General features: G+C 57.6%; 18 protein-coding genes. 14 read left to right on the top strand and 4 right to left on the bottom strand.

All coding sequences use genetic code 11. The annotated features are described in order from the left end of the window. The first annotated feature begins 216 nt into the window (after positions 1 to 216). Complete coding sequence (locus G7025_RS15495) at positions 217 to 984, top strand: GntR family transcriptional regulator (RefSeq protein ID WP_181080033.1); 768 nt, start codon at positions 217 to 219, stop codon at positions 982 to 984. Between the two features lie 34 nt (positions 985 to 1,018). Here G7025_RS15495 and smpB read toward each other — a convergent pair whose 3' ends face one another. Beyond that, positions 1,019 to 1,501, bottom strand: a complete 483-nt coding sequence (smpB, locus tag G7025_RS15490) for an SsrA-binding protein SmpB (protein ID WP_024077453.1) — start codon at positions 1,499 to 1,501, stop codon at positions 1,019 to 1,021. 168 nt (positions 1,502 to 1,669) lie between these two features. On the opposite strand from smpB, the gene G7025_RS15485 reads away from it, so the two are divergent. After that, positions 1,670 to 2,104: a type II toxin-antitoxin system RatA family toxin gene (locus tag G7025_RS15485; RefSeq protein WP_181080032.1), complete on the top strand. Its 435-nt coding sequence runs from the start codon at positions 1,670 to 1,672 to the stop codon at positions 2,102 to 2,104. Next, entirely contained in the window at positions 2,097 to 2,399 is a 303-nt protein-coding gene (locus G7025_RS15480; RefSeq protein WP_181080031.1) for an RnfH family protein, read from the top strand. Before G7025_RS15485 ends, G7025_RS15480 begins: the two co-directional genes overlap by 8 nt. A gap of 60 nt (positions 2,400 to 2,459) precedes the next feature. Here G7025_RS15480 and G7025_RS15475 read toward each other — a convergent pair whose 3' ends face one another. After that, complete coding sequence (locus G7025_RS15475) at positions 2,460 to 2,987, bottom strand: outer membrane protein assembly factor BamE (protein ID WP_181080030.1); 528 nt, start codon at positions 2,985 to 2,987, stop codon at positions 2,460 to 2,462. A 98-nt stretch (positions 2,988 to 3,085) separates the two neighbouring features. On the opposite strand from G7025_RS15475, the gene fur reads away from it, so the two are divergent. After that, entirely contained in the window at positions 3,086 to 3,490 is a 405-nt protein-coding gene (fur, locus tag G7025_RS15470) for a ferric iron uptake transcriptional regulator (RefSeq protein WP_181080062.1), read from the top strand. 79 nt (positions 3,491 to 3,569) lie between these two features. Here fur and recN read toward each other — a convergent pair whose 3' ends face one another. After that, positions 3,570 to 5,243, bottom strand: coding sequence for a DNA repair protein RecN (gene recN / locus G7025_RS15465; RefSeq protein ID WP_181080029.1), 1,674 nt, complete (start codon positions 5,241 to 5,243; stop codon positions 3,570 to 3,572). A 222-nt stretch (positions 5,244 to 5,465) separates the two neighbouring features. Here recN and grpE point away from each other — a divergent pair, with 222 nt between their 5' ends. The 8 genes from grpE (at position 5,466) to G7025_RS15425 (ending at position 15,978) form a co-directional block, all read left to right on the top strand. Next, entirely contained in the window at positions 5,466 to 6,059 is a 594-nt protein-coding gene (gene grpE / locus G7025_RS15460) for a nucleotide exchange factor GrpE (protein ID WP_266247519.1), read from the top strand. A gap of 102 nt (positions 6,060 to 6,161) precedes the next feature. Beyond that, positions 6,162 to 8,084: a molecular chaperone DnaK gene (gene dnaK, locus G7025_RS15455; protein ID WP_181080027.1), complete on the top strand. Its 1,923-nt coding sequence runs from the start codon at positions 6,162 to 6,164 to the stop codon at positions 8,082 to 8,084. Positions 8,085 to 8,401: 317 nt separating this feature from the next. Continuing rightward, a complete protein-coding gene (dnaJ, locus tag G7025_RS15450; protein WP_181080026.1) occupies positions 8,402 to 9,526 on the top strand; it encodes a molecular chaperone DnaJ in 1,125 nt (374 codons plus the stop codon). A gap of 10 nt (positions 9,527 to 9,536) precedes the next feature. Then, complete coding sequence (dapB, locus tag G7025_RS15445; RefSeq protein ID WP_181080025.1) at positions 9,537 to 10,343, top strand: 4-hydroxy-tetrahydrodipicolinate reductase; 807 nt, start codon at positions 9,537 to 9,539, stop codon at positions 10,341 to 10,343. Between the two features lie 259 nt (positions 10,344 to 10,602). Beyond that, entirely contained in the window at positions 10,603 to 11,739 is a 1,137-nt protein-coding gene (gene carA / locus G7025_RS15440) for a glutamine-hydrolyzing carbamoyl-phosphate synthase small subunit (protein WP_181080024.1), read from the top strand. A gap of 105 nt (positions 11,740 to 11,844) precedes the next feature. Next, on the top strand, positions 11,845 to 15,066 hold the full coding sequence (gene carB, locus G7025_RS15435) for a carbamoyl-phosphate synthase large subunit (protein ID WP_181080023.1): 3,222 nt from the start codon (positions 11,845 to 11,847) through the stop codon (positions 15,064 to 15,066). Between the two features lie 2 nt (positions 15,067 to 15,068). Next, a complete protein-coding gene (gene greA / locus G7025_RS15430) occupies positions 15,069 to 15,545 on the top strand; it encodes a transcription elongation factor GreA (protein WP_181080061.1) in 477 nt (158 codons plus the stop codon). Between the two features lie 28 nt (positions 15,546 to 15,573). Then, complete coding sequence (locus G7025_RS15425) at positions 15,574 to 15,978, top strand: MFS transporter (RefSeq protein ID WP_181080022.1); 405 nt, start codon at positions 15,574 to 15,576, stop codon at positions 15,976 to 15,978. A 9-nt stretch (positions 15,979 to 15,987) separates the two neighbouring features. Here G7025_RS15425 and G7025_RS15420 read toward each other — a convergent pair whose 3' ends face one another. After that, positions 15,988 to 16,296 carry a YhbY family RNA-binding protein gene (locus G7025_RS15420; protein WP_049711487.1) on the bottom strand — a complete coding sequence of 103 codons (309 nt, stop codon included), beginning with the start codon at positions 16,294 to 16,296 and terminating at the stop codon, positions 15,988 to 15,990. Between the two features lie 105 nt (positions 16,297 to 16,401). Here G7025_RS15420 and rlmE point away from each other — a divergent pair, with 105 nt between their 5' ends. Both rlmE and ftsH read left to right on the top strand, forming a co-directional pair. Then, positions 16,402 to 17,052 (top strand): 23S rRNA (uridine(2552)-2'-O)-methyltransferase RlmE, encoded by a 651-nt coding sequence (gene rlmE, locus G7025_RS15415; protein WP_010206606.1) that lies wholly within the window; start codon positions 16,402 to 16,404, stop codon positions 17,050 to 17,052. A gap of 200 nt (positions 17,053 to 17,252) precedes the next feature. After that, entirely contained in the window at positions 17,253 to 19,163 is a 1,911-nt protein-coding gene (gene ftsH, locus G7025_RS15410) for an ATP-dependent zinc metalloprotease FtsH (protein ID WP_181080021.1), read from the top strand. The last annotated feature ends 3 nt before the right edge of the window (positions 19,164 to 19,166 follow it).

Raw genomic sequence — 19,166 nt, 5'->3', positions numbered from 1 at the left:
CTTGGATAATTGGTAATACCAATTTACAATCGCTGTGGGCTAGGTTAAAAGCCTTCAGGGGATGTGTCAATTTGCCGCTTGCGAAACTTTGGTCGTAGGCGAGCGCGGGCGCGCTTCTGATCGGCAGAAACCAAGGCCTTCTGATAGGTGCCGCAAAGGCGGCGATAGGCCAGAATAGAGGGCCCGGCGAAGGGCCGGGATGGTGGAGAGTGAGTTATGGCGTTTGATCAGGTGCGTCAGCGCCGTTTGTCTGACGATATTGTCGAGCAGCTTGAAGGCATGATCCTTGAAGGCACGCTGAAATCGGGTGAGCGCTTGCCGGCTGAGCGCGCGTTGGCCGAGCAGTTCGGCGTGTCGCGCCCGTCGTTACGCGAGGCTATCCAGAAGCTGGTGGCCAAAGGGTTGCTGGTAAGTCGTCAGGGCGGCGGTAATTATGTCGCGGAGTCTCTGGGCTCGACCTTCAGCGATCCGCTTTTGCACTTGCTGGAAAACAATCCTGAGGCGCAGCGTGATTTGCTGGAGTTTCGTCAGACCCTGGAGGCTTCCTGTGCTTACTACGCGGCATTGCGCGCCACTGAGGTCGACCGTGAGCGTCTCACCGCTGCATTTGAAACGCTGCAGGATTGCTACACCCGCGTCGATGAGGTGAGTCGGGCGGAGGAGGGGGCGGCGGATGCGCGGTTTCATCTGGCGATCGCCGAAGCCAGTCATAATGCGGTGTTGCTGCATACGATTCGTGGTTTGTTCGATCTGCTCAAGCGCAACGTGGTGACCAACATCGGCGGCATGTATCAACAGCGTACCGAAACCCGTGACATGCTGATCAATCAGCATCGGGATTTGTACTTGGCGATTATCGAGGGGCGGGCCGAGCAGGCGCGGGAGGTTTCTACACGTCACCTGCTGTATGTGCAGGAAGTGTTGGAGGAAGTGCGTCAGGAGGTTCAGCGCGTGGCGCGTGCGGAGCGACGCAAGGGGATGTAGCCGCGGCGATTGCCGAGGCCACATCGACACAAGGTTATTCTTCCTTGCCCTTGTTGCGAACCGCGCGGTGCAGCTCGCGGTTGGAATCGCGTTCGCGCTCGGTATCGCGCTTGTCGTATTCCTTTTTGCCCTTGCCCAGTGCGATCTCGCACTTGACCAGGTGTTTGCTCCAATACCAGGACAGGCAGACGCAGGCGTAGCCTTTCTGCTGAACGGCTGCGGCAAGCTTGTCCAGCTCGCGAGCGTTAAGCAGCAGCTTGCGGGTGCGCACCGGGTCGGCGATCACATGGGTGCTCGCGGTGGTCAGCGGGGTAATATGGCTGCCTAACAGCCAAGCCTCGCCATCCTTGAGCAGCACATAACTGTCGACCAGCTGCAATTTGCTGGCACGCAGACTTTTTACTTCCCAGCCGGCCAGGACCAGACCAGCCTCGAAACGATGTTCGATGAAGTAATCGTGTCGCGCTTTTTTATTTTGCGCGATGGTCCCTGTGGGGTGTTTCTTTTGTTTAGCCATAGGGGCGGCATTATAGGCAGTTGCGAGCGTGTCGGCTACGGTCAACCTGCGTGCTTGAGCGTGTTGGATGAATCCCGGACAATGCGGGCAGTTCTTTGGTTTTTTTCTCTCGCGAATCGGGCTGTTCTTTCGCGATGTTTGCCGCTCAGCTGTGGAAATAACGCACACATGACGACGCATATTCAACGTTCGGCGCTGCTGCCCTATCCGGCACAGGCGCTCTATGATCTGGTCAACGACGTGGCGCGTTATCCGGAATTCCTGCCGTGGTGCTCAACTGCCGAAGTGCTGGAGAGCAGTGCCGAGCACATGGTTGCCAGTGTTGGTGTCGCCAAGGGCGGCCTGAGTCAGCATTTTGTCACGCGCAATGTATTGGTGCCGGGCAAGTCCATTGAGATGAATCTGCAGGAAGGGCCCTTTACGCAGTTGCATGGTGTGTGGGTGTTCAAGGCGCTAACGGACAAGGCCTGCAAAATCAGTCTTGACCTGTCTTTCGAATACGCAGGGCCTATCGTGCGTGCGACGCTGGGGCCCTTGTTCAATCAGGCGGCCAATACGTTAGTGGATGCTTTCTGTCAGCGGGCCAAGCAGCTGCATGGTTGAAATCGAAGTGGTGCATGCTGCTGAGGATCGCCAGGTCTTGCTCGCGGTGACGGTGCCGGTGGGCACCAGCGTGCGCGAAGCGGTTCGGCTTTCCAGGATCCTGGAGCAGTTCCCTGATGTTGACGCTGAAACATGCGTGCTGGGGATATTCGGCAAGGTGGTTGCTAACGCCGATTCTCGCGCTGTGCACGCAGGTGATCGCATTGAGGTCTACCGCCCGTTGCTGGCTGACCCTAAGGAGATTCGTAGGTTGCGCGCAGCCAAGGCAGCGCTTGCCAGGCAGCGAAACCCTTAGGATTTCCGCCCGACAGGTACAAAAAAGCCCGGCACGCCGGGCTTTTTAATGGCCGCACAGTTACTGCGGGCTGGTGTCCAGAGGCTGAGGCGTCGGGACTGGCACGGTTTCCACGCCGTCGACGTCTTTTTGGATCTTGTCCAGCAAGGAGCCAGGTTTGGCTGGAACCTCGGACTTCGGCTTTTCGCCTTCCTGAGCGGGAGCCGTCACGTTCGTGGCGTTGTCTTTACCCAGCAAGGCTTCATCGCGGCTTACGCCGGGCATGAAGTCACCGGACAGGCTGACAAGCTGGTCATTGCCATTGAAAATGACGCTGACGCGCTCCTGCTGGCGCTCACCGCCACCAGGCTGAATGCTGTAGAGATAATCCCAGCGATCGGCATGGAAAGTGTCGGTCAGCAGGGGGTTACCCATGATAAACCTTACCTGCCGTCGGGTCATTCCGGGGCGTAACTGGTCTATCATGTCCTGCGTGACGACATTGCCCTGCTGGATGTCGATTTTGTAAACCCCGGGGAATGAACAACCGGCGAGTGCGAGCAGTCCCACAAAGGTGAAACTGGTTAGCAAGAGCTTGGTGTTTTGCATCGGTGGGCGACTTCCACTATCTTGGCTGGGACAACGTAAACGCCGATCATACCCGTATTAAGAGAAGCTGCGAAGCAGCATCCGCGAGAAAGCTAACCATGGTTGAAAATAGCGAACTACGCAAAGCCGGTCTCAAAGTGACTCTGCCACGCGTCAAGATTCTACAAATGCTCGATTCTGCTGAGCAGCGCCACATGAGTGCCGAGGATGTTTACAAGGCGCTGATGGAGTCCAATGAGGACGTTGGCCTGGCCACGGTTTATCGTGTGCTCACCCAGTTTGAAGCCGCGGGGCTGGTGGTTCGTCATAATTTCGACGGCGGTCACGCAGTATTTGAACTGGCTGACGGCGGTCATCACGACCACATGGTTGACCTGGATACCAACGAGGTTATCGAGTTCACCAGCACGGAAATCGAAGAGCTTCAGCACAAAATCGCTGAGGAGCATGGCTTCGATTTGGTGGATCACAATCTCGTGTTGTACATCCGTAAGAAAAAGTAAAAAGCTACGCAGACGCGCTCTGCGAAACGATCGAAGGCGACCTCAGGGTCGCCTTCGTGCTTTCTATATAGGGATAAGATCAGGCCTTGGTGGCAACCACCATCTTCTTCGCATGTGCCAGCGATTCTTTCGTCAGGTCGATGCCGCCCAGCATGCGCGCAACCTCTTCTACGCGTTCCGATTTGTTCAGTTTGGACACTGCTGTGCGTGTTGCGTCGCTGCCTCGCACCTTGTGTACAAACAAATGCTGGTGTCCTTGGGCGGCCACCTGTGGCAAGTGGGTGACGGTAAGGACCTGGCCTCGATCCCCTAGGCGACGCAACAGTTGTCCGACAATTTCTGCCGTCGGCCCACCAATACCCACGTCCACCTCATCGAATACCAGCGTCGGTACGCGGGAGGTCTGTGCGGTAATCACCTGAATGGCCAGGCTGATGCGTGACAGTTCACCGCCTGAGGCAACTTTTGCCAGCGCCTTGAGCGGTTGCCCAGGGTTGGCACTGACCAACAGTTCTACCTGTTCAAGGCCGTGGGGTTGCAGCTCATTGCTGGCGTTGGTGCGCAGTTCGATCGTGAAACGCCCGCCCGGCATGCCGAGGCGCTGAATCTCCTGCTCGACCGCGCCGGCAAGGCTGGTCGCGGCTTTATGGCGCAGCTCGCTCAGTTCTTGAGCCTTCTCCTGATAGTGGCGAGCATAAGAGGCAAGTTCGTCACCCAGGCGCTCAATGGATTCATCGTTCGCGTTCAGCGTTTCGATTTCATCCAGCAGTTTTTGCTGCATTGCTGCCACTTCGGTGGGCTGGATTCGATGCTTGCGCGCCAGTGTGTAGATAGTGTCCAGGCGTTCCTCTATCTCTTGCAGGCGCGCCGGGTCGGCATCGAAGTGATCCAGGAAACGGTTCAGCTCGCCCACCGCTTCTTCCACCTGGATTTGTGCACTGGTAAGTAACGTGGTGGCTTCGCTCAGGGAGCTGGAAGCGCTGTTCACACTGGACAGGCGATTGAGGCTGGCGGTGAGTGCGTTGAGCACATTGCCGGAATCGCTCTCGCTGCATTGCTCCACTACCTGGCGGCAGATACCCAAAAGGGTTTCGGCATTGGTGAGGTTCTTGTGTTCCTGTTCCAGTTGCTCCAGCTCCGTTTCACCAAGGCCCAAGCTCTCCAATTCTTCAAGCTGGTAGCTGAGCAACTGATGGCGCGCACGTTGTTCGTCACCGGAGTTGGAGAGCTGCTCGAGTTCCTGGCGCGTCTGGCGCCAGCGTTGTGCGGCGAGTTGCACTTGCCTGGCAAGGTCGGTGGCGCCGGCGTATTCGTCGAGCAGGCGACGATGTGTATCGGTTTTCAGGAGTGACTGGTGCTCGTGCTGGCTGTGGATATCGATCAAAAGCTCGCCCAGGGCTTTCAGGTCGCCAAGCGGGCAGGGGGTACCGTTGATATAGCCGCGCGAACGCCCTTCGGCGGTGATGACCCTGCGCAGTATGCACGGCCCTTCATGGTTGAGGTCGCGCTCAGCCAGCCAGGCTTCAGCTTCGGGAATGTCGGCCAGGTCGAACGTGGCGAGAATATCGGCCTTGTCCGCGCCGGGGCGTACTACGCCGCTGTCGGCGCGATCGCCCAGGGTCAGCCCCAGCGCGTCGAGCATGATCGACTTGCCGGCGCCGGTTTCGCCTGTGATTACGCTCATCCCGCGATCCAGTTCGAGATCCAGGTGTTCAACGATGGCGTAGTTATGTACGGACAGGTGCACGAGCATGATGACCGCTCCCAGACTTTAGGTCTGGTTATTTATACAGTGTTTTGTTCAGCCCTGACAATCCTGATGCTTAGCTCGATTTGCTTGAATTTCGACATTTTTTAGCGCAAACGGGAATGTGTGGGCAGGAATCATCCGTGTCCGGGTGAGAGATTTTTGGTATCGCCTGAGCCCTTGAACCTGAAAATTGTGGCCCCATATACCGGAACAGAAGCGCGAGTTGTGTTCGCGCATGATTTTGAAAGGAGAGAATCTATGGCTGACGAACAGACGCAGGATACGCAAACTCCAGACGCCAATTCGGCTGTCGGTGATGAACTGGCAACTCGTGTGCAAGTGCTCGAAGAGCAATTGGCTGCTGCGCAGGATCAGTCTTTGCGTGTTGCCGCCGATCTGCAGAACGTCCGCCGCCGTGCCGAGCAGGATGTAGAAAAAGCGCATAAATTCGCACTGGAAAAATTTGCCAGTGACCTGCTGCCGATTATGGACAGCCTGGAGCGCGGCCTCGAGCTGTCCAATCCGGATGATGAAAACATTCGTGCGATGCGTGAAGGCATTGAGCTGACCCTGAAAATGTTCCAGGACACGCTCAAGCGTTATCAGCTCGAAGCCATCGATCCGCAGGGCGGCGAGCCCTTCAATGCTGAGCACCACCAGGCAATGGCCATGCAGGAAAGCCATGACCTGGAACCTAACAGTGTGCTGAAGGTGTTCCAGAAGGGTTATCTGCTCAACGGTCGTTTGCTGCGCCCGGCAATGGTGGTGGTTAGCAAGGCGCCAGCACCCGCTGCACCTTCTATTGATGAGCAGGCTTGAAATCCGCCGCAAGGCCCCCATTTATAAGTCAAGCGATTAAGTGCTACCGCAGTTAGCCACAACTGCTGCGGCAACCAAATTCAAGTTTCGGGAGAGTAAATCATGGGCAAAATTATCGGTATCGACCTGGGGACCACCAACTCGTGCGTCTCGGTCATGGAAAACGGCAAAGCCAAAGTCATTGAGAACGCAGAAGGCGCACGTACTACGCCTTCGATCATCGCTTACGCCAACGACGGCGAGATCCTTGTGGGTCAGTCGGCCAAGCGTCAGGCAGTGACTAACCCCCATAACACGCTGTACGCAGTAAAGCGTCTGATCGGTCGTAAATTCGACGAAGAAGTCGTACAGAAAGACATCAAAATGGTGCCTTACAAAATCGCCAAGGCTGATAACGGTGACGCCTGGGTTGAAGTGAACGGCAACAAAATGTCCGCGCCGCAGATCTCGGCTGAAGTCTTGAAAAAGATGAAGAAGACTGCCGAAGACTACCTGGGTGAAGCGGTCACCGAAGCGGTGATCACCGTTCCGGCTTACTTCAACGACAGCCAGCGCCAGGCAACCAAAGACGCCGGCCGCATCGCGGGCCTGGATGTAAAACGTATCATCAACGAACCGACTGCTGCGGCCCTGGCCTACGGTATGGACAAGGCCAAGGGCGATCACACTGTGATCGTTTATGACTTGGGCGGTGGTACTTTCGACGTTTCGGTGATCGAGATTGCTGAAGTCGACGGCGAACACCAGTTCGAAGTATTGGCTACCAACGGCGACACCTTCCTGGGTGGCGAGGACTTTGATATTCGTCTGATTGACTATCTCGTTGACGAATTCAAGAAAGAAACCAGCATGAACCTCAAGGGTGACCCGCTGGCCATGCAGCGTCTGAAGGAAGCGGCCGAGAAAGCCAAGATCGAGCTTTCGTCGAGCATGTCGACTGACGTCAACCTGCCGTACATCACTGCAGATGCCACCGGTCCTAAGCACTTGAACGTGAAGATTTCTCGCGCCAAGTTGGAAGCACTGGTTGAAGACCTGGTTCAGCGCACCATCGAGCCTTGCCGCATTGCACTGAAAGACGCCGGTATCGACGTTGGTTCCATCAACGACGTGATCCTGGTGGGCGGCCAGACCCGTATGCCGCTGGTTCAGCAGAAAGTTACTGAATTCTTCGGTAAAGAAGCGCGTAAAGATGTGAACCCGGACGAAGCAGTTGCCATGGGTGCTGCCATCCAGGGCGCGGTATTGGCCGGCGATGTAAAAGATGTGCTGCTGCTGGACGTCAGCCCGCTGACCCTGGGTATCGAAACCATGGGTGGCGTGATGACCGCGCTGATCGAGAAAAACACCACGATTCCTACCAAGAAATCCCAGGTGTTCTCGACTGCCGATGACAACCAGGGCGCTGTGACTATTCACGTGCTGCAAGGTGAGCGTAAGCAGGCTTCCCAGAACAAATCCCTGGGCAAGTTCGACCTGGCCGATATTCCACCAGCGCCACGTGGTGTGCCACAAATCGAAGTGACTTTCGACATCGACGCCAACGGCATCCTGCACGTAGGTGCGAAGGACAAAGCGACCGGCAAAGAGCAGAAGATCACCATTAAGGCCAACTCCGGTCTGTCTGATGAAGAAATTCAACAGATGATTCGTGATGCTGAAGCCAACGCTGATGCGGATGCCAAGTTCGCTGAACTGGCTGGCGCTCGTAACCAGGGCGATGCTTTGGTTCACTCGACCCGCAAAATGGTCGTGGACGCTGGTGAGAAGGTTACGGCTGAAGAGAAAGCTGCAATCGAGGCTGCCGTGGTTGCCCTGGAAGCCGCCGTCAAAGGCGACGACAAGGCCGCCATTGAAGCCAAGATTGAAGAGTTGTCGAAAGTCTCTGCGCCAGTGGCTCAGAAGATGTACGCAGAGCAGGCTCAGCCGGCGGACGGTGCTGCACAACAGGCAGAACCGGAAGCCAAGCATGACGACGTTGTCGATGCTGAGTTCGAAGAAGTCAAAGAAGACCAGAAGAAGTAACTTGGTCGCCCGGTTGACCGCTTTCAAGCGGTGACTGGTAGGATGTCGCCGCGCGGGAGCTTGCTCCCGCGTTGGCGTGTCTGGGGTATGCGAATTTTTACAGCATGCGACATCAGTCGGATGCTGGCGGTGTGATCGGGGATGCTCCTGCTTTCCGAGTATTGAACACCGGGTTTTTGGCCGGGTCCCTGGCTAAAAGCAGTAATGACCAGGATCGTTGAATTGACGTGAGTTGGGTCCGGGCCTGTATTGGGGCTCAACGAGTTTGGCAAGGCTCAGGAGGGTCTGGCTGGACGTCCTTAAGAGTGCAAAGACTTATGGCAAAGCGTGACTATTACGAAGTTTTGGGTGTGGAGCGTGGGGCCAGCGAGGCTGAGCTGAAAAAGGCTTACCGCCGCCTGGCGATGAAGCACCACCCGGACCGTAATCCGGATAACAAAGAATCCGAAGACATGTTCAAAGAGGCCAATGAGGCCTACGAATGCTTGTGTGATCCCAATAAGCGCGCGGCCTACGACCAGTACGGTCATGCCGGCGTCGACCCGAGCATGGGTGGCGGTGGTGCCGGTTTTGGTGGTCAGAATTTCTCTGATATTTTCGGTGACGTGTTCAGCGACTTCTTTGGTGGTGGTCGTGGTGGTCAGCGTGGCGGTGCCCAGCGTGGCAGTGATCTGCGTTACACGCTTGAGTTGAATCTGGAAGAGGCCGTGCGCGGCACCAGCGTCAACATTCGCGTGCCTACGCTGGTCAACTGCAAGCCGTGCGACGGCTCCGGTGCCAAGAAGGGGTCTTCGCCCATCACCTGCCCTACGTGTGGCGGTATTGGCCAGGTTCGGATGCAGCAAGGGTTCTTCTCGGTGCAGCAGACGTGCCCGCGTTGCCATGGACAGGGCAAGATCATTTCCGATCCGTGCGACGCCTGCCACGGCGAAGGCCGCGTCGAAGAGTACAAGACCTTGTCGGTCAAAGTGCCGGCCGGTGTGGATACCGGTGATCGCATTCGTCTGTCGGGCGAAGGTGAGGCAGGCGCGCAGGGTGGGCCTACTGGCGACTTGTACGTGGTGATCAGTGTGCGCGAGCACGCGATCTTCCAGCGTGACGGCAAGCATCTGTTCTGTGAGGTTCCAATCAGCTTTGTGGATGCGGCATTGGGTGGCGAGCTTGAGATTCCGACCCTTGATGGTCGCGTCAAGCTGAAGATTCCTGAAGGCACGCAGACCGGCAAGCAGTTCCGCATTCGTGGCAAGGGCGTGGCGCCGGTGCGCGGTGGTGGGGCGGGTGACTTGATGTGTCGCGTGGCGGTAGAAACACCGGTCAACCTGGGCCGCCGCCAGCGCGAGTTGCTCGAGGAATTCCGCAGCTCCCTGGAGGGCGATGACACCCATTCGCCGAAAACCACCGGTTTCTTCGAAGGCGTGAAGCGCTTCTTCGGCGACCTGTAAGGAAGTGAATATGCGACGTATAGCCGTAATGGGCGCTGCCGGGCGCATGGGAAAGACTCTGGTCGAGGCGGTGCAATTGCGTTCGCCGGCCTCCGGGCTGACGGCGGCGATCGTTCGCCCTGGCAGCACGTTGATCGGTGCGGATGCGGGAGAGCTGGCCTCCTTGGGGCGTATCGGCGTTTCGCTGTCGGGCAGCCTGGAGCAAGTGGCTGATGAGTTCGATGTGTTGATCGACTTCACGTTGCCAGAAGTGATGCTCAAGAACCTGGCGTTCTGCCGCAAGTCGGGCAAGGCCATGGTGATTGGTACCACGGGGCTGACTGCCGAGCAGAAGCAGTTGCTGGTGGAGGCGGGCAAGGATATTCCCGTGGTGTTTGCCGCCAACTTCAGCGTTGGCGTGAACCTGTCGCTCAAACTGTTGGACATGGCCGCGCGAGTGCTGGGCGATGAAGCGGATATCGAGATTATCGAGACCCACCATCGCCACAAGATCGATGCGCCTTCCGGTACGGCGCTGCGCATGGGGGAAGCCATTGCCGATGCGTTGGGTCGTGACCTGTCGAAGGTCGCGGTTTACGGTCGTGAGGGCCATACCGGTGCTCGGGCGCGCGACACCATTGGCTTTGCGACCGTGCGTGGTGGTGATGTGGTGGGTGACCATACGGTGTTATTCGCCACTGAGGGCGAGCGCCTTGAGATCACGCACAAGGCTTCCAGTCGCATGACATTCGCCAAGGGCGCCGTACGCGCTGCGCTTTGGCTGGAGGGGCGCGAGCCTGGCTTGTACGACATGCGTGACGTGCTGGACCTGCACTAATCAGTAGCTAAAACGGGTGCGCAGGATTATCCTGAGCCCCCGTTTTTAACCGCTAGGCGACGTCCTATCGCATTCCCCTGCCTTTAAGGCTCTTTAGCGGTGGACCCAAAAAGCCTTTTTCTGTAAGCTACAGCTTTAGTGTGTCCACTAAAAGCGCGCAGAATAATTCAGTGAACAAGCGGGGTGACGTGTCCATACGTCACTCCGCTTTTTTACAACCTGCGATCGCCCCTTCAGGCTTTATTTACGGGAGGTCTTCTTGACTAAGCCAGCCATACTCGCCCTTGCTGATGGCAGCATTTTTCGCGGCGAAGCCATTGGAGCCGACGGTCAAACCGTTGGAGAGGTAGTGTTTAACACTGCCATGACCGGCTATCAGGAAATCCTTACCGATCCTTCCTACGCCCAACAGATCGTTACCCTGACTTATCCACACATCGGCAATACCGGTACTACCCCGGAAGATGTCGAGTCTGATCGTGTCTGGTCCGCGGGCCTGGTGATTCGTGATCTGCCGCTGGTCGCGAGCAACTGGCGTAACACGATGTCGCTGTCCGATTACTTGAAAGCCAACAATGTGGTGGCTATCGCCGGTATCGACACGCGTCGCCTGACACGCATCCTGCGTGAAAAAGGCTCGCAGAACGGCTGCATCATGGCCGGCGAGAATATTTCTGAAGAGGCGGCGATTGCGGCCGCGCAAGGCTTTCCCGGCCTCAAAGGCATGGACCTGGCGAAGGTCGTCAGCACCAAGGACAAGTACGAGTGGCGCTCCACCGTCTGGGACCTGAAGACCGACAGCCACGAGACCATCGACGCCGCCGAGCTGCCTTACCACGTAGTGGCCTACGACTATGGCATCAAGTACAACATCCTGCGCATGCTGGTCGAGCGCGGCTGCCGGGTGACGGTTGTACCTGCACAAACGCCTGCCATCGATGTGCTGGCTCTGCAGCCGGACGGTGTGTTCCTGTCCAACGGCCCAGGTGATCCTGAGCCTTGCGACTACGCCATCCAGGCGATCAAGGACGTGCTGGAAACCGAGATCCCGGTATTCGGTATCTGCCTGGGCCACCAGCTGCTGGCTCTGGCCTCCGGTGCCAAAACCCTGAAAATGGGCCACGGCCACCACGGCGCCAACCACCCCGTGCAGGACCTGGACACCGGCGTGGTAATGATCACCAGCCAGAACCACGGTTTTGCGGTGGATGAAGCGACCTTGCCGGGCAACGTCCGTGCGATTCACAAGTCGCTGTTTGACGGTTCCCTGCAAGGCATCGAGCGCACCGACAAGAGCGCGTTCAGCTTCCAGGGCCACCCTGAAGCCAGCCCGGGCCCGAACGACGTAGCGCCGCTGTTCGACCGTTTCATCAATGAGATGGCCAAGCGACGCTGACTGAGCGGCTTGCGGGTGGCCCCGAAAACCGGTGGCCCCCGCAGGCTCTCTAAAGATTGTTCAAGACGGCTTGCCGACTGACCTGCGGATTTGAGTGACAAACCCATGCCAAAACGTACAGACATAAAAAGCATCCTGATTCTCGGCGCTGGCCCGATCGTGATCGGCCAGGCCTGCGAATTCGACTACTCCGGCGCCCAGGCGTGTAAAGCCCTGCGTGAGGAGGGTTACCGCGTCATCCTGGTGAACTCCAACCCGGCCACCATCATGACCGATCCGGCGATGGCCGACGCGACCTACATCGAGCCGATCAAATGGCAGACCGTTGCCAAGATCATCGAGAAAGAGCGTCCGGACGCGCTGCTGCCAACCATGGGCGGCCAGACCGCGCTGAACTGTGCTCTGGACCTGGAGCGCGAAGGCGTTCTGGAGAAGTTCGGCGTAGAAATGATCGGCGCCAATGCCGACACCATCGACAAGGCCGAAGACCGTTCGCGCTTCGACAAGGCCATGAAGTCCATCGGCCTGGCATGCCCGCGCTCCGGTATTGCCCACAGCATGGAAGAAGCCAACGCGGTCCTCGAGACCCTGGGCTTCCCCTGCATCATCCGTCCGTCCTTCACCATGGGCGGCACCGGTGGTGGTATTGCCTACAACCGTGAAGAGTTCGAAGAGATCTGCGCCCGTGGGCTCGACCTGTCGCCGACCAAAGAGCTGCTGATCGACGAGTCCCTGATTGGCTGGAAAGAATACGAGATGGAGGTTGTCCGCGATAAAAAGGACAACTGCATCACCGTCTGCTCCATCGAAAACTTCGATCCGATGGGCGTGCACACCGGCGATTCGATCACCGTTGCTCCGGCGCAGACCCTGACCGACAAGGAATACCAGATCCTGCGTAACGCCTCCCTGGCGGTATTGCGTGAGATCGGTGTGGAAACCGGCGGTTCCAACGTTCAGTTCGGTATCTGCCCGAACACCGGCCGTATGGTCGTGATCGAAATGAACCCGCGTGTATCCCGTTCCTCGGCACTGGCGTCGAAGGCCACCGGCTTCCCTATCGCCAAGGTCGCGGCCAAGCTGGCGGTGGGCTACACCCTGGATGAACTGTCGAACGACATCACCGGCGGCAAAACCCCGGCGTCCTTCGAGCCGTCCATCGACTACGTCGTGACCAAGCTGCCGCGCTTTGCCTTTGAGAAGTTCGCCAAGGCGGATGCGCGCCTGACCACCCAGATGAAGTCGGTGGGTGAAGTGATGGCCATCGGCCGGACGTTCCAGGAATCTCTGCAGAAAGCCTTGCGAGGCCTGGAAGTCGGCGTTTGCGGTCTGGACGAGAAACTCGACCTGAGCAATCCGGAAAGCATGAGCGTGCTCAAGCGCGAACTGACCGTGCCGGGTGCCGAGCGTATCTGGTACGTGGCGGACGCGTTCCGTGCCGGCATGACTGTCGAAGACATCTTTGGCATGAACATGATCGATCCGTGGTTCCTGGTACAGATCGAAGATTTGATCAAGGAAGAAGAGAAGGTCAAGACCCTGGGCCTGGCCAGCATCGACCGCGACATGATGTTCCGCCTCAAGCGCAAGGGCTTCTCCGACCAGCGTCTGGCCAAGTTGCTGGGTGTGACCGAGAAGAACCTGCGTACTCATCGTCACAAGTTGGAAATCTTTCCGGTCTACAAGCGCGTCGACACCTGCGCGGCGGAGTTTTCCACCGACACCGCGTACCTGTACTCCACCTATGAGGAAGAGTGCGAAGCGGCGCCGTCGGGTCGCGACAAGATCATGATCCTGGGCGGCGGGCCAAACCGTATCGGCCAGGGTATCGAGTTTGACTACTGCTGCGTACACGCCGCCCTCGCTCTGCGCGAGGACGGGTACGAAACCATCATGGTCAACTGCAACCCGGAAACCGTTTCCACCGACTACGACACCTCCGATCGCCTGTATTTCGAGCCGGTGACCCTGGAAGACGTGCTGGAAATCGTGCGCGTCGAGAAGCCTAAAGGTGTGATCGTTCAGTACGGCGGCCAAACCCCGCTGAAACTGGCGCGCGCCCTCGAAGCGGCGGGTGTACCGATTATCGGCACCAGCCCGGACGCTATCGACCGTGCCGAAGACCGTGAGCGCTTCCAGCAAATGGTTGAGCGCCTGAACCTGCGTCAGCCGCCGAATGCCACTGTGCGCAGCGAAGATGAAGCGATTCGCGCAGCCAGCAAGATCGGCTACCCGCTGGTGGTGCGTCCGTCCTATGTGCTGGGCGGCCGTGCGATGGAAATCGTCTACGAAGAAGAAGAACTCAAGCGTTACCTGCGCGACGCGGTGAAAGTCTCCAATGACAGCCCGGTGCTGCTGGACCACTTCCTTAACTGCGCCATCGAAATGGACGTGGATGCGGTCTGCGACGGCACCGACGTGGTGATCGGCGCAATCATGCAGCATATCGAGCAGGCCGGCGTTCACTCCGGTGACTCCGCATGCTCGCTGCCGCCTTACTCGCTGCCGGCCCACATCCAGGACGAGATGCGCGAGCAGGTCAAGAAAATGGCCCTCGAACTGGGTGTGGTCGGCCTGATGAACGTGCAGTTGGCTTTGCAGGGCGAAGACATCTACGTCATCGAAGTCAACCCGCGCGCGTCGCGTACCGTGCCATTCGTTTCCAAGTGCATCGGCGTATCGCTGGCCATGATCGCTGCGCGTGTGATGGCTGGTAAGACCCTGAAGGAGATCGGCTTCACCAAGGAAATCATCCCGAACTTCTACAGCGTGAAAGAGGCGGTGTTCCCGTTCGCCAAATTCCCTGGCGTGGACCCGATCCTGGGCCCGGAAATGAAGTCCACCGGTGAAGTGATGGGCGTGGGCGATACCTTCGGTGAAGCTTTTGCCAAGGCGCAGATGGGCGCCAGCGAAGTGCTGCCGACCGGCGGTACGGCGTTCATCAGCGTACGCGATGACGACAAGCCGCTGGTTGCAGGTGTGGCCCGTGATCTGATCAACTTGGGTTTCGAAGTCGTGGCCACCGCCGGGACCGCTAAGCTGATCGAGGCTGCCGGCCTGAAAGTGCGTCGCGTGAACAAGGTAACGGAAGGTCGTCCGCACGTGGTCGACATGATCAAGAATGACGAAGTCACTTTGATCATCAACACCACCGAAGGTCGTCAATCGATCGCGGATTCCTACTCCATTCGTCGTAACGCCTTGCAGCACAAGATTTACTGCACCACCACCATTGCTGCTGGCGAAGCTATCTGCGAAGCGCTCAAATTCGGTCCGGAAAAGACCGTGCGTCGCTTGCAGGATCTACACGCAGGATTGAAGGCATGAGCATTACCAAATACCCAATGACCGTCCAGGGTGCCAAGGCCCTGGAAGAGGAGCACGCCCACCTGACCAAGGTCGTACGTCCAAAGCTGAGCCAGGACATCGGTACGGCCCGCGAGCTGGGTGACTTGAAGGAAAACGCCGAATACCATGCTGCTCGCGAGCAGCAAGGTATGGTCGAGGCGCGGATCCGCGATATCGAAGGCCGCATGCAGAATGCTGTGATCATCGATGTGACCACTATTCCGCACACCGGCAAGGTGATTTTCGGTACGACCGTTGAAATTGCCAACGTCGAGACTGATGAGAGCGTGACTTACCACATCGTGGGTGAGGATGAAGCTGACATCAAGCAAGGCAAGATCTCTGTCGGCTCGCCGATCGCACGCGCCTTGATCGCCAAGGAAGAAGGCGACGTGGTCGCCGTGAAAACACCAAGCGGTGTGATCGAGTACGAGATTGTCGAAGTTCGTCACGTCTGAAAGACGGCGCCCGCTCCAGGCGGGCGCAATGCTCTGGCAGCTCACCCAGATGCTCTGGGTGGGTGGCTTGTGGCTGTTGCACCTTGGCGTTTTGCCGGCGTTGGGCCTGATTGGGCTGGCGCCGTTGCTGATCGATGAGCTCGATGGATTACTGAGTGCGTTGCTGGTGGGTTTTGCGGCGGCGTGCGTGATACTTCAAGTGTTGGTGCTGGTAAGGACCGAGGGCTTGGAGAGTCTATGGCGGGATATTCGCGGGCAATTACTGTTGATGGCGCTGTATGGCTGTTCGATGTATTTCGTCGTGCATGTCTGGCTGCCGCAAGCGTTGCGCTGGCAACTATTCAGCTATCTTGTGCTAGGGTTCTCAGGCCTCGTGCTGGTGATACAGCCGGCACCGGGTTGGAGTGGCAGGGCGCGCGAAGCACGCCCTTGACCCTTGCTATCATTTGAAGCGGTGAACATTCGACAATTGCTTGTTGGCGCTGAAGTTCTTGCGATACAGCAGCGCCATCTTGCCGATAACCTGAACCAGGTCCGCTTTGCCCACCTTGCACAGTTCTGCAATGGCGGCCAGGCGTGCTTCGCGGTCAAGGATATTAACCTTGATCTTGATCAGCTCGTGATCGTTGAGTGCGCGTTCGAATTCGGCTAACACACCCTCAGTCAAACCGTTGTCTGCCACAATCAGAACTGGTTTCAGATGGTGGCCAATGGATTTGTATTGTTTCTTCTGCTCTTGAGTGAGCGGCATAATCTGACCCCTGCGTCTGATCTTGTAAAAAGCGGCGGCCAGTTTACCCGAGCGAGTCCGGGACCGCCCAGTTAATCACGACCCGTTTTATTTTCGAGGTGCCCAGTGGCCCGTTCCAAAACCAGCCTTAAGTGGCTACAAGAGCATTTCAACGACCCTTACGTCAAAAAGGCGCAGAAGGACGGCTACCGCTCCCGGGCCAGCTACAAGCTGCTGGAGTTGCAGGACAAGGACAAACTATTCCGCCCCGGCATGAGTGTGATCGACCTCGGAGCGGCGCCTGGCGGCTGGTCACAGGTTGCCAGTCGTCTGATTGGTGGGCAGGGGCGGTTGATCGCTTCCGACATTCTGGAGATGGACAGCATTCCGGATGTAACCTTTGTACATGGGGATTTCACTCAGGATGCGGTACTGGCCGAGATTCTTGAAGCCGTGGGAAATTCGCAGGTAGACCTTGTGATTTCCGACATGGCCCCCAATATGAGTGGATTACCGGCTGTTGATATGCCGCGCGCCATGTTCCTGTGCGAATTGGCGCTGGATCTGGCGGGCCGGGTATTGCGTCCGGGGGGTGATTTCCTGGTCAAGGTCTTCCAGGGGGAAGGTTTCGACGAGTATCACAAGAACATCCGTAAGCTATTCGACAAGGTTCAGATGCGCAAACCGGACTCTTCCCGGGATCGGTCCCGCGAGCAATACCTGTTGGCGCGTGGGTTCCGTGGCATTGAAGGCGCTGCCAGCGATGAGCGTCTTTAAAGGTTTGAAGGGAGTCGATAGGTTTTTTTATATCGCTTTCGTCATGAAGCTTTACGAATATTGTGTAGTCAAAGTTTCACAAAGGGTTACAGACGGCGCCTGCCAGAGTTGTAGGTAATGTAGTAAGTTAGGCCGGTGAATATCATGCGAAGCGCGCGCCAGCAGCGGAGCTTGCTTCAGAGGGTAGTTAATTGAACGATATGGCAAAGAATCTGATCCTGTGGTTGATCATCGCGGCTGTCCTTGTGACGGTGATGAACAACTTCTCCAGCCCTAACGAGCCGCAGACCCTCAACTATTCCGACTTCATCCAGCAAGTCAAGGATGGCAAAGTCGAGCGCGTAGCGGTAGATGGCTATGTGATCACCGGCAAGCGCAACGATGGCGACAGCTTCAAGACCATTCGTCCGGCAATCCAGGATAACGGTCTGATCGGCGATCTGGTCGATAACCACGTGGTGGTTGAAGGCAAGCAGCCTGAACAGCAGAGCATCTGGACCCAGCTTCTGGTGGCCAGTTTCCCTATTCTGGTGATCATTGCAGTCTTCATGTTCTTCATGCGCCAGATGCAGGGCGGTGCGGGGGGCAAGGGTGGACCGATGAGTTTCGGTAAGAGCAAGGCGCGCCTGCTGTCCGAGGATCAGGTGAAAACCACGCTGGCTGATGTTGCCGGCTGCGATGAGGCCAAAGAAGAAGTCGGTGAGCTGGTCGAATTCCTGCGCGATCCGGGCAAATTCCAGCGTCTTGGCGGTCGTATTCCGCGCGGCGTGCTGATGGTCGGCCCTCCGGGTACGGGTAAAACCTTGCTGGCCAAGGCAATTGCCGGTGAAGCCAAGGTGCCGTTTTTTACCATTTCCGGTTCTGACTTCGTCGAGATGTTCGTCGGTGTCGGTGCCAGCCGTGTTCGCGATATGTTCGAGCAGGCCAAGAAACATGCGCCGTGCATTATCTTCATCGATGAAATCGACGCTGTTGGTCGTCATCGTGGTGCTGGCATGGGCGGTGGTCATGATGAACGCGAACAGACGCTCAACCAGCTGCTGGTAGAGATGGACGGCTTCGAGATGAATGACGGCATCATCGTCATCGCCGCGACCAACCGTCCTGACGTGCTTGACCCGGCCTTGCTGCGTCCAGGCCGTTTTGACCGCCAGGTGGTGGTTGGCTTGCCTGATATTCGCGGGCGCGAACAGATTCTGAAAGTGCACATGCGTAAAGTGCCGATGGGTGACGATGTGGCTCCGGCCGTGATTGCCCGTGGTACTCCTGGTTTCTCCGGTGCTGACCTTGCCAACCTGGTGAACGAGGCATCGCTGTTTGCCGCGCGTACCGGCAAGCGCATTGTAGAAATGAAAGAGTTCGAGCTGGCTAAAGACAAGATCATGATGGGCGCCGAGCGCAAGTCCATGGTCATGTCCGAAAAAGAGAAGCAGAACACTGCCTATCACGAAGCCGGTCACGCGATCGTGGGGCGCGTCGTGCCTGAGCACGACCCGGTGTACAAGGTTTCGATCATTCCGCGAGGTCGCGCACTTGGCGTGACCATGTTCCTGCCAGAAGAGGATCGCTACAGCCTCTCCAAGCGTGCGCTGATCAGCCAGATCTGCTCGCTTTATGGTGGACGGATTGCCGAAGAGATGACCTTGGGCTTTGACGGTGTGACCACCGGCGCTTCCAACGACATTATGCGAGCCAGTCAGATAGCGCGAAACATGGTGACCAAGTGGGGCTTGTCTGAAAAACTCGGTCCTTTGATGTATGCCGAGGAAGATGGCGAGGTGTTCCTGGGTCGTGGTGGTGGCGGTCAAAGTGCCAGTTTTTCGGGTGAGACTGCCAAGCTGATCGATTCCGAGGTTCGCAGCATCATTGACCAGTGCTACGGTACGGCCAAGCAGATCCTGACCGATAACCGCGACAAGCTGGATGCCATGGCCGATGCGCTGATGAAATACGAAACCATTGATGCCGATCAGATCGACGACATCATGGCAGGTCGTCCGCCGCGCGAACCTCGCGACTGGGAAGGCGGTTCAGGCACCTCGGGCACTCCGCCCGTGGTTCAGAATGAACGCCCTGAAACCCCGATCGGCGGTCCTGCAGCCGAACACTAAGGT

Source organism: Pseudomonas lurida (assembly GCF_013522705.1).
GTDB lineage: Bacteria > Pseudomonadota > Gammaproteobacteria > Pseudomonadales > Pseudomonadaceae > Aquipseudomonas > Aquipseudomonas quebecensis.
This window is presented reverse-complemented; position numbering and strand designations above follow the sequence as displayed.

Coding starts and splice junctions, on each gene's coding strand:
- G7025_RS15495 (WP_181080033.1), top strand. CDS start 217: ATGGCGTTTGATCAGGTGCGTCAGCGCCGTTTGTCTGACGATATTGTC.
- smpB (WP_024077453.1), bottom strand. CDS start 1,501: ATGGCTAAACAAAAGAAACACCCCACAGGGACCATCGCGCAAAATAAA.
- G7025_RS15485 (WP_181080032.1), top strand. CDS start 1,670: ATGACGACGCATATTCAACGTTCGGCGCTGCTGCCCTATCCGGCACAG.
- G7025_RS15480 (WP_181080031.1), top strand. CDS start 2,097: ATGGTTGAAATCGAAGTGGTGCATGCTGCTGAGGATCGCCAGGTCTTG.
- G7025_RS15475 (WP_181080030.1), bottom strand. CDS start 2,987: ATGCAAAACACCAAGCTCTTGCTAACCAGTTTCACCTTTGTGGGACTG.
- fur (WP_181080062.1), top strand. CDS start 3,086: ATGGTTGAAAATAGCGAACTACGCAAAGCCGGTCTCAAAGTGACTCTG.
- recN (WP_181080029.1), bottom strand. CDS start 5,243: ATGCTCGTGCACCTGTCCGTACATAACTACGCCATCGTTGAACACCTG.
- dnaK (WP_181080027.1), top strand. CDS start 6,162: ATGGGCAAAATTATCGGTATCGACCTGGGGACCACCAACTCGTGCGTC.
- dnaJ (WP_181080026.1), top strand. CDS start 8,402: ATGGCAAAGCGTGACTATTACGAAGTTTTGGGTGTGGAGCGTGGGGCC.
- dapB (WP_181080025.1), top strand. CDS start 9,537: ATGCGACGTATAGCCGTAATGGGCGCTGCCGGGCGCATGGGAAAGACT.
- carB (WP_181080023.1), top strand. CDS start 11,845: ATGCCAAAACGTACAGACATAAAAAGCATCCTGATTCTCGGCGCTGGC.
- G7025_RS15425 (WP_181080022.1), top strand. CDS start 15,574: ATGCTCTGGCAGCTCACCCAGATGCTCTGGGTGGGTGGCTTGTGGCTG.
- G7025_RS15420 (WP_049711487.1), bottom strand. CDS start 16,296: ATGCCGCTCACTCAAGAGCAGAAGAAACAATACAAATCCATTGGCCAC.
- ftsH (WP_181080021.1), top strand. CDS start 17,253: ATGGCAAAGAATCTGATCCTGTGGTTGATCATCGCGGCTGTCCTTGTG.